This window comes from Alysiella sp. (assembly GCF_030525755.1).
GTDB lineage: Bacteria > Pseudomonadota > Gammaproteobacteria > Burkholderiales > Neisseriaceae > Simonsiella.
In genome coordinates this window covers 1-10,308 of sequence record NZ_JAUNEC010000058.1, presented here as the reverse complement: position 1 = coordinate 10,308, position 10,308 = coordinate 1, and the positions used below count along the sequence as shown (strand labels likewise).

9 protein-coding genes, 1 tRNA gene and 1 pseudogene are annotated in these 10,308 nt (G+C 43.1%); 3 read left to right on the top strand and 8 right to left on the bottom strand.

The features are described 5' to 3' along the window. Positions 1-3 precede the first annotated feature (3 nt). From Q4B82_RS08670 to plsY, 8 genes and pseudogenes are all read right to left on the bottom strand, one after another. A tRNA-Ser gene (locus Q4B82_RS08670) sits at positions 4-97 on the bottom strand. Between the two features lie 93 nt (positions 98-190). After that, positions 191-676, bottom strand: a complete 486-nt coding sequence (locus Q4B82_RS08665; RefSeq protein WP_303066060.1) for a GNAT family N-acetyltransferase — start codon at positions 674-676, stop codon at positions 191-193. Positions 677-814: 138 nt separating this feature from the next. Then, positions 815-2,353, bottom strand: coding sequence for an amidophosphoribosyltransferase (gene purF, locus Q4B82_RS08660; protein WP_303066059.1), 1,539 nt, complete (start codon positions 2,351-2,353; stop codon positions 815-817). A gap of 7 nt (positions 2,354-2,360) precedes the next feature. After that, positions 2,361-2,939 carry a CvpA family protein gene (locus tag Q4B82_RS08655; protein WP_303066057.1) on the bottom strand — a complete coding sequence of 193 codons (579 nt, stop codon included), beginning with the start codon at positions 2,937-2,939 and terminating at the stop codon, positions 2,361-2,363. 5 nt (positions 2,940-2,944) lie between these two features. Further along, positions 2,945-3,946, bottom strand: a complete 1,002-nt coding sequence (locus Q4B82_RS08650; RefSeq protein WP_303066055.1) for an SPOR domain-containing protein — start codon at positions 3,944-3,946, stop codon at positions 2,945-2,947. A gap of 128 nt (positions 3,947-4,074) precedes the next feature. Next, entirely contained in the window at positions 4,075-5,076 is a 1,002-nt protein-coding gene (gene ilvE, locus Q4B82_RS08645; RefSeq protein WP_303066054.1) for a branched-chain-amino-acid transaminase, read from the bottom strand. 81 nt (positions 5,077-5,157) lie between these two features. Continuing rightward, positions 5,158-6,447: a bifunctional tetrahydrofolate synthase/dihydrofolate synthase gene (folC, locus tag Q4B82_RS08640; protein ID WP_303066053.1), complete on the bottom strand. Its 1,290-nt coding sequence runs from the start codon at positions 6,445-6,447 to the stop codon at positions 5,158-5,160. A gap of 335 nt (positions 6,448-6,782) precedes the next feature. Then, positions 6,783-7,376: pseudogene (gene plsY, locus Q4B82_RS08635) on the bottom strand (glycerol-3-phosphate 1-O-acyltransferase PlsY); the annotation flags it as partial. Between the two features lie 83 nt (positions 7,377-7,459). Here plsY and folB point away from each other — a divergent pair. From folB to Q4B82_RS08620, 3 genes are all read left to right on the top strand, one after another. Beyond that, positions 7,460-7,810: a dihydroneopterin aldolase gene (gene folB, locus Q4B82_RS08630; RefSeq protein ID WP_303066052.1), complete on the top strand. Its 351-nt coding sequence runs from the start codon at positions 7,460-7,462 to the stop codon at positions 7,808-7,810. Positions 7,811-7,971: 161 nt separating this feature from the next. Then, positions 7,972-9,021, top strand: a complete 1,050-nt coding sequence (locus tag Q4B82_RS08625; RefSeq protein ID WP_303066051.1) for a histone deacetylase family protein — start codon at positions 7,972-7,974, stop codon at positions 9,019-9,021. Positions 9,022-9,075: 54 nt separating this feature from the next. Continuing rightward, positions 9,076-9,873 carry a tetratricopeptide repeat protein gene (locus tag Q4B82_RS08620; protein ID WP_303066050.1) on the top strand — a complete coding sequence of 266 codons (798 nt, stop codon included), beginning with the start codon at positions 9,076-9,078 and terminating at the stop codon, positions 9,871-9,873. Positions 9,874-10,308: the final 435 nt, after the last annotated feature.

Below are 10,308 nucleotides of genomic sequence, written 5' to 3'. Positions count from 1 at the left end.
TTTTGGCGGAGTAAGAGGGATTCGAACCCTCGATGCAGATTTTAGTCCACATGCTCCCTTAGCAGGGGAGTGCCTTCAGCCTCTCAGCCATTACTCCGAAAAATCAAATTATAATGAAAAGTGTTTATTGTGTCAATTTGAAATATGAAGAAATGCAGTAGGATTTTGTTTTCTCAATTTATTTTAGGGATTATAAGAATTTTCTCATCAATTGGCACTTGATTTTTGTTTTGGGATTAATGGGAACTGCTGCTTTACCCAGAGAGTCGTAGCCATTGAGACGATAAAAAGGAATGGAATTTTTTGATGCAAATAGGCTTAATATGCTTAAATTATTGTCTGCGGCAAGTTGTTCTGCGCGTTGTAGTAGGGCTGTACCTAAACCTTTGTTGTGTAAAAAAGGGTGTACATACAATGCGTCCAGTTGAGCTTCTTGAAAGTCCACTTGTACAAAACCTTGAATGCGTCCTTGAAATTCTGCAACCCATAAAGTTTTGTCTGATGCATCAATTGTATCGGTGTAAATGTCTTGGTCTATTAGTTGTAGCCAATCGTGCATGATTTGTTCATCATAGGATTGTAGGCAAGTATAACGTACGGCATGACGATGAACGTAGTAGATGGCCGCGCAATCGTCATATTGTGCAGGGCGCAAATAAGTCAGAAATTGTGGCATGATTGAAATGGGGGGGATCTTTAATATTTGAAGTTAAGGTAAGTATTTCTGTTTGGGTTTCAGGCAGCCCTAATATTTTTAATCAAGACAACGCACCGTGTCATTTGTTCATTGTCTTGATTGAGATAGAGAAATAAATTATTCATCATGGTCATTGATGATACTGACATTGTGGTCAATTTTGCTGCCGGAAATGGATTTAGGTCTAGGAATGTGTGAGCCTTTTGATAATTTGTCTAGGTAGTTTTCATCAATATCACCTGTGATGTAGTGGCCGTTGAAGCATGAAGAATCAAAACCTGTAATTGCAGGATTGAGTTTTTGAATAGTGTGTTCTAAATCATCTAGGTTTTGGAATATACAGGCATCTGCATTGATTTCTTTGGCAATTTCATCTGCATTGCGTCCATTCGCAATTAGTTCTTCGCGTGTAGGCATGTCAATGCCGTAAACATTGGGCCAACGTACTTCGGGGGCAGCAGAAGCAAAATAGACTTTACTTGCCCCTGCTTCACGTACCATGTCCACGATTTCACGACTGGTTGTACCGCGTACAATCGAATCATCAACCAATAAAACCTTTTTATCTTTAAATTCGCTGGGAATGGGGTTCAGTTTTTGACGTACAGATTTTTTGCGTGTGGCTTGACCTGGCATAATGAAAGTACGACCGATGTAGCGGTTTTTGATTAAGCCTTCGCGGTAGGGTTTATTCAGATGTCGTGCCAATTCCATGGCACAGGGACGACTGGTATCAGGAATGGGCATAATGACATCAATTTCATCAAGTGAAATGGTTTGCTTGATTTTTTCTGCTAACGTAACGCCCATATCGGCGCGTGCTTGGTAAACAGAAACGCCATCAATTACGGAATCGGGTCTGGCGAAATAAACATATTCAAATAAACAAGGATTTAGAATATTTTTCTCAGCACATTGGTGACTGTGAAAAGTACCATCAAAACCAATGAATACAGCTTCACCAGGTTCAATATCGCGTATGGTTTCGTATGCCATGCTGCTGAATACGATGTTTTCTGATGCAACGGCGTAGGCAGTTTGACCTTTTTCTTCATGTTTACCGAGTACCAATGGGCGAATGCCGTTGGGGTCACGAAATGCGAGCATACCGTAGCCTGCAATGAGTGCAACAACTGCGTATGCACCGCGTACACGACAATGAATTTGTTTAACTGCTTGAAAAACAGCATCAATGCTTAAAGAGTGAGGTGTATTGCTTTGGCTTATTGCTGTGCGAATTTCATGCGCCAAAACATTGAGTAAAACTTCTGAATCAGATTGGGTATTGATGTGGCGTAAATACTCATCACATACATGGCGTGTTAATTCTTCTGTATTGGTTAAATTGCCATTATGTGCCAATACAATGCCAAAAGGAGAGCTGACATAGAAAGGCTGTGCTTCTGCGGGGCTGCCTGCATTACCTGCTGTGGGATAGCGCACATGGGCAATGCCTGCATTGCCATGTAAATCCCGCATATTGCGGGTGCGGAAAACTTCGCGCACCATGCCTTTGCCTTTGTGCATATAGAAGCTGCCGTTTTGGGTGGTAACAATGCCTGCAGCATCTTGACCACGATGTTGCAGCATTTGCAGGCCATTATAAAGCAGCTGATTAACGGGTTCATGTGCTACTAAACCGAATACACCACACATAATGAGTTTACTCCGAAGGTAAAGATGGTGAGCTGCCTGAATCGGGTGCTGTTAAAGGCAGTGGCTTGAGACCATCATGGGCAGAAAGATGAATTTGTTTTTTTAAAAAATCAGGTAAATAGGGAATACTAAATGCAGCAAGACTTTCAAAAAATGGGGCGGTTTGAGCGTTTTTCCATGCTTCGTTTTCAGGCAGGCTGCTGAATGAGCAAAATAATACTGCAATACTGACAATCAAAATGCCTTTTACCACACCCAATAAAGCACCCAAAAAACGATTGAGTGAACTGAGTTTGGTGGTTTTAATGGCAAAATCCAAGCTACGTTGAATCAAAGCTACGCCAATTCGCACCAAAATATAAACCAAGACAAAACCACAAACTACTGCTAATTCACGCGGTTTCATATTGATTAAAAAGGCATCTGCTACCGATGATGCGAACATGCGTGCACAAATTAGGGCGACTACCCAACCTGTAAAATCCAACAATTCACGCATTAAACCGCGTGTGGCGGACAAAGCCAAACAGATCAGAATTGTCCCGATCGCCAGATAATCAAAAGTCGTGAGGGCCAATTCGGGCATGGATGTTACCTGCCTAAAATCATACCACCCAAGCCATTGGCTTGCATTTTTTGGGCAGCAGTTTGAGCTTCATTGTGGTTTTGAAATCCCACAGCTTGAACACGGAATAAAGTCCCTTTGGCAGTTTTGACTTCGCTGATGACAGAACGATAACCCAATAAAGCCAATTTGCCACGCACTTTGTCGGCTTGTGTGCGTGTACCAAATGCCCCTGCTTGTACGCTGAATTTGCCGTTCGGTAATGTTGTGTTTGTGCCTGATGTTTTGGATATTGGCGCAGGTTGGGCTGCTGGGGTTTTGGCTTGGTTGGCAATGTGCTGTTGTTTTTTGCGTTGTTCTGTTAAACGGACGCGTTCATCTTGGCGTGCTTGTTTGGCGGCTTCTTCTTGTTTACGTGCTTTTTCTGCAGTCATTTGAATGCGTTTTTGTCGTTCTTCTTCTGCTTTTGCTACTTGTGCTTGCCATTCTTGACGTTTTTGCTCTTGTGTAGTTGTGTTATGAGTTGGGTTGTTGGCTTCGTGTTCTTGAAGATGGCGGCGATGGCTTTCCTGCACGGCAGGTGGTGCGCTGTTTAATGTGGGTGCCATTTGAATTGTGGGTATACTGCTGGCATCATGTTGGGGCGTGATGGTTTGGACATCGTTTAATGCAACAGGTAAAGCAGCGGATGCGTCTGTTTGTTTTGTTGTTAAGTCAATGGTGCCAGAAGCTACAGCTGTGATTAAGGTATCAGATGCCATAGGAATGGCAGGGGCAGATATGGGTATAGATGACGTTGCCACAGAAGATGCTGTTAATGAAGTTGTTGTACTGTTGGGGTTGGTACTGTTGCTTGAAGTACCTAAAATGGCGGTGAATAAACCACCTACCAATAGCGTTATTGCGCCAGCACCAATTAAGCGACGGCGATTTTTTTGTTTTAATTGAGTGTATTCTGCTTCGGTTGTTTCGGAGGTGTTTTGTGTTTCATCATTAGGAAAGAGATTGGGATTTTTTTCGGTATTCATGAATCTTCCTTATTTATGCTGCCTGAAAATGCTGTTAAGACATTTAGTCAATTTAGGGATTCCAGGCAGCCTAAAATGAAAATATGACACGAGATTTCAGGTGGTTTTGAATTGATGCTGCTTGAAAATCAGGCTACTTCAAGCAGCCAACCGTATTTGTCTTCGGCGTGACCATATTGAATGTCGGTAATGGCTTTGCGGATTCGATTACCGTGTTCGGTATTTTGAACTACCACTTCTTTGCCAGCGATGACCAATGATGTTACAGGTGAAATCACGGCTGCAGTGCCTGTTAAAATAGCTTCTGCCCCGTTTTCAATCCATGTTTGCATTTCGTTTACTGTAAAATGGCGTTCATTGATTGTGTAGCCCATGTCTACAGCGATTTTGAGTACTGAATCGCGGGTTACGCCGTGTAAAAATTCATCGGTAAGTGGTTTGGTAATGATTTCATTTTGATAAATAACGGCGAAATTGGATGCACCTGTTTCTTGTACATCGCCTTTGGGACAGAATAAAACTTGTGCTGCACCGTGTTCGGCTTTGGCTTTGAGTACCCAAGGCATGGCTGATGCGTAGTTGCCGCCACATTTAACTCGCCCCATATGTGGTGCGCAACGAATATTTTCGGTCTCTACCAATAATTTGACAGGCGAACCTGCTTTAAAATAATCGCCAACAGGGGAGGCGAGAATGTAGAGCAAAGCCGTATCGGAAGGTGCGCCAGCTTTGCCGATAATGGGGTCTGTACCAATCAGTGTGGGGCGTAAATACAATGAACCTGGTGCATCGGGAATTTCATCGGCAGCACGGCGAGTTAGCTCTAACAATGCTTCCATAAATGCTTGTTTTTGGGGTTGTGGTAAATTCAAAATTTGCGCGCTTTGTTGCATGCGTGTGATATTGGCTTCGGGACGAAATAACACAATTTTGCCATTAATCTGGCGAAATGCTTTGAGACCTTCAAAGCATTCACTGCCATAATGCAGGCTGTGTGCGCCTGGTGCAAGAGTGAGTTGGTTAGAGGCTTGCCAAGTTACAGACTGCCAAGCACCATTTTGGTAGGCAATCATGGGCATTTCAGAATGGAAAACGCTGCCGAATACGGCTGGTGGGGCTTGGCGAGTCATGGTGTGTCTTTCTTTCATAAAATTGAAGTGGCGACTGCTTGATAATGTTGGCAACTGGGTTTCAGGCAGCCTGAAACAAAATTAACGACAAATTGTATTGGCTTCGGCTACGGTGTGAAATGAGCCAAATACCACAATTCTATCATTTTCCGTAGCTTGGGATAAAGCATTTGCACAGGCTGCCTGAATGTTGTCAAACATTTTGATTTTTTCAATACCGTGTTGGCTTAATTTTTCGCTTAATTGAGTGGCATTCATGCCGCGTGGTAGATGTAAAGGCGCGACAAACCATTCGTCAAATTGGTCTTTGATGATGGTTAAAACGCCATCTATGTCTTTGTCGGACAACATACTGAATACGGCGATGCGATTTGTTGCAAAGGGTAGGGCAATCAGGCTCTGGCGTAAAGCGCGTGCGGCATGGGGGTTATGTCCCACGTCCAAAATGGTAAGTGGACGACCTGGTAAAACTTGGAAACGACCTGCGTTTTCCACTAATAATAAACCGCGTTTAATTGCACCGATGTCCACAGGTAATAATGGATTTAGGCATTCAATTGCTGCTAAAGCACATGCTGCATTGCCTATTTGATAAGTTCCACGTAAGGCGGGTATGGGCAGTGCATTGCGGTTGCGTGTTGCGATATTGAGGCTGCCTGAAATGGGGTGGAAATGGAAAGACCATTGTTGGTTTTCCAGTTTGGTGTAATTGTAATCGCGTTTGGGTAACAGTAAATGTGCGCCAATTTGGGTTGCATAATTTTGTAAACTTTCGGGGGCGTTTTGTCCAATGATAGCAGGTTTGTTTGTACGCATAATCCCTGCTTTTTCAAAGCCTACTTGTTCAATTGTATTGCCCAAATAGGCTTGGTGATCTAAATCTACGCTGGTAATGATAGCACAATCTGCATCAAAAATATTGACTGCGTCTAAACGCCCACCTAAACCTACTTCCAAAATCATGATGTCCACGTTGGCACGCTGGAAAATGTCTACGGCTGCTAATGTGTTGAATTCAAAATAAGTTAAAGATGTATTACCACGCGTGTTTTCAATTCGCTCAAATGCGGTAACAATGGTTTCATCATCAAGAGCTTGACAATTAATGGCAATGCGTTCATTGAAACGCAAAAGATGTGGGCTGGTTAATGTGCCAACTTTGTAACCTGCTTCGGTGTAGATGCGCGATAAAAAAGCACACACAGAACCTTTTCCATTAGTGCCGCTAACTGTGATAACGGGGCATGATGGCGTAAGCTGCATGGCGGTTTTAACGTGCGAAACACGTTCCAAGCCCATGTCAATTAAGCCATTGTTGTGTGCAGATTCTAAATGAGTGAGCCAATCGGTTAGGTGGCGTTGGGTTTTCATGTTGCCTGAAAGGAAAAAGAGAGGGTTGAAGTGGCTTTTTATGCTGCCTGAAACAGGATTTCAGGCAGTCTATTGAATATGTTGGGAAGAGGCTGTTTTAAGATGCCTTATTTAGGAGTAGACTCTGCAGTTGCATTTGTTTTTTCCTCTGTAATGGTATTGCTGGTGTGATTTTGTTCGTCAGCCACTGCCGTTTCTTTGGGCTCTTGTTCTGCTGAAACAATCACGGTTTCTTCCAGTACATTGCTGCTTGCATCGTTTGCTGCTGTGTGATTGCTGGCATCATCGGTTTGTGTTGTGCTGTTTTCACTTTTGACTTCGGTAGCAATCAGCAATTCTTCGCCTTTGCACATGCGACAGATGTTGCTGCGATGGCGAATGAAGACCAAAATGGCAATAGCAGTAATTGCCCAACCCCATGAGGTAACGTGGTGTTCACGCAATACGATAAAAGTAATCATCGGCGCAAAGGCGGCTGCCACCAGAGCGGCAAGTGAGGATTTTTTGAATTTGAATGCAACAAATCCCCAAATCAAAACCACCCAGAATGTTGCCCAGAATGACATACCCAGTAATACCCCTAATGCGGTTGCTACGCCTTTGCCGCCTTTGAACCCAAAGAATATGGGATACATGTGTCCCGCAACTACCGCAATGGCAGAGCAAGCCACTATGCCTGCACCCAAGTCTAGCCATGATGCTAAACAACGTGCAATCAAAACGGCAACCAAACCTTTAAGTGCATCGCCAATTAAGGTCATGGTGGCAGCATCTTTGCGACCGCTGCGGAGCATATTGCTGGCACCTGGATTGCCTGAGCCGTAACTTCGTGGGTCGGGCATACCGAGTTTTTTTGACACAATTAAAGCAGCAGAAAGCGAGCCAATAAAATAAGCCACTAAAACAATCAAGATTTCCAAGAAGAACATACGAGCACTCCCGTTTTCGTTTACAATATGCCGAATTTTAGATAAACGGCGCGACATTCGCTATTCTAACGGAACTTAATCAAATGGACAAAATTTTCCTACATGGCATGAAAGTGGAAACCTTAATCGGTGTGTATGATTGGGAGCGTATGCAAAAACAGACCTTGATTTTTGATTTGGACATTGCCATGCCTGAACGTGCAGCTGATAATGATGACATTGGCGATACAGTGCATTATGGTGTGGTGTGCGCGCGTTTGCGTGAGGAATTGGCGGAACGTGATTTTCTGTTATTGGAAAGTTTGGCAGAATACTCAGCAGCGTTATTGTTGGATGAGTTTAATGTGCAATGGGTACGGGTAAAAATCGTGAAGCCAGGGATTTTGAGTGAGGTGCGTGAAGTAGGCGTGGAAATTGAGCGACGGCGTGGGTAGGCTGTCTGAAAGCAATAAAAAATAGGCATCATAACCTCTTAATATGAATTATTGGATAAGAAATAATCTGACCACCTAGTTTAGGGTGGCTTGCTCTCATCATTTATCATCATACTAACCATTCATTTTCAGGCAGCCTGAATGTTGCTTGAAACCTTTTTATGTATAAATTTCATTATTTTATTGACCAAATTGAGTCATGTATTCGTCCGCTGTTGCGCCAATACCGTTTTTGGCGTGCCAAGGTCTTGCGTTTATTGAATATCAAGGGGCGAACTGCTTGGATAACTGCACCTGAATGTTTGACACATTTTGTGGACAGCAAACACCCAGAAAATCCACAACGAATTTTGGCGGTAGAAAAACTGTTGCGCCGTTCACATGTGTGGTCTTTATTACAAAAAATCTCTGCATCTGAAGCCACAGATGTGCAATTGGCGCGTGTACATACGGGTCAATATTTGCAATTTTTGGAACACAAGCTACCTGAAAATGGGGGCAGTGTGAAAATTGCTGAAGACACTTATTTAAGCCGAGATACGCTTAAAGCAGCGCGTTTTGCAGCAGGTGCGGCAATTAAAGCGGTGGATATGGTCATGAAAAAACAGGCAAAAAATGCGTTTTGTGCCATTCGTCCACCAGGACATCATGCTTATACCGACCGTGCGGGTGGCTTTTGTTTTATTAACAATGTTGCTGTTGCTGCCATGCATGCGATTGCTCAATATCGTTTGGAACGGGTGGCGATTTTGGATTTTGATTTGCATCATGGTGATGGTACAGAAAGCATTTTTCGTAATGACCCCCGTGTGTTGTTTTTCTCTTCGTTTGAATCACCTTTGTTCCCATTTTGTGGTGAGGGTAATGTTTCAGGTAGCCTAAATATTGTGAATACGCCTTTGAAAGCAGGCGATGGCAGTAATGAATTCCGTGATGTCGTACGCTCGTGGTTACCACGCTTGGAGGCTTTTGAACCACAAATGATTTTGCTTTCAGCTGGTTTTGATGCACATCAAGGCGATGCTTTGGGGCATTTAAATTTAAATGATGATGATTATGAATGGTTTACCCAAAAAATCATGTTGCTTGCTAATCGTTATGCGCATGGTCGGATTGTGTCGGTGTTGGAAGGGGGGTACAACTTGAACACTTTGTCCAGTGGCATCAAAGCCCATTTGGCTTGTTTGATTAAAGCCAGTCCATTTTATTAAGCTGCCTGAAACCCCTTTCAGGCAGCAACAAACCTAAATTTAAGAAAGAAAACCATGTCATACAGTTTAAAAGATTTGCAACTGGGTACCGCTTTTGCCAATATTGATAAAGGTGATTACAAAGCTGCATTACCCATTTTACTGCGTTACGCAGAGAGTGATACAGACATTCAATATCAGCTTGGTTTTATGTATCAAAATGGTATGGGGGTATCAGTTGATGATGTTCAGGCAGCTAAGTGGTATGAAAAAGCAGCAGAATTAGGTGATATGGACGCACAATTTGCTTTGGCTGAACTTCATGACGACAATGAAAACCATGTTGCTGCAGTTAAATGGTATGAACATGCTGCGGCACAAGGTGATGCTGATGCCCAAAATAATTTGGCGCGTTTGTATGCTGAAGGCTTGGGTGTAGCACAAAGCTATGCGCGAGCAGTTGAATATTGGCAAGCAGCGGCAGAGCAAGATGACGATAACGCGCTTTACAATTTGGGCGTGGTGTTTGATGATGGTTTGGGTTGTGCGCCTGATGTTGCTAAAGCCTTAAATTATTACCGAAAAGCTGCTGAATTGGGTAATATGGACGCGCAAACCAATTTGGGTTTTCATTATGTAGAAGGGCATGGGGTAGAGCAAGATTACGTTCAGGCTGCTGCGTATTTTCAGGCAGCTGCCGAACAAGGTGAACCGACCGCGCAATTTAATTTGGGTTTATTGTATGCAGAAGGTAATGGTGTGGTACAAGATGCCATTCAAGCAGCAACATGGTGGAAATTGGCGGCAGAGCAGGGCGATAAAGATGCAGAATATGCTTTGCGGGTTTTGCAAGAGGAAGCCAAAATGGTTTGATGGAAATATTCTTTTTGTGGTTTTGTCATTCAGTTTGTACATGCATGACAAAATGGATTTTGAATGGTTGTTGCATCAGTAAGGTTAAGGAGAACTTTTACAGAATTTGGCTTGTTAAACCAGAGTACAGCGTTGCCTTATGAAAAAATTAACCACATTCTTTGTTTCAATTTCCTTCGCCTTCTTCCTTAAATGAGGATGAGAACTTTGCAAAATGGCAGCAAGCGGTCTCTTTTTCTTCACATTTTGCAAAATAGAATTATCGCTATGCCCAAACTCTACAGCCTCTACCAATTATTTACCCTTCTCGTTCTCGCCCAAATTGCGATTGTCGGCGTGGGCGTATATGCCTTATTTAACCTTTTTGCTGCAACCGAATCCGTCTCTGAACGCAAAATTGAAAATGGCGAGAAAATAGGCAGGAGTGATTATGTT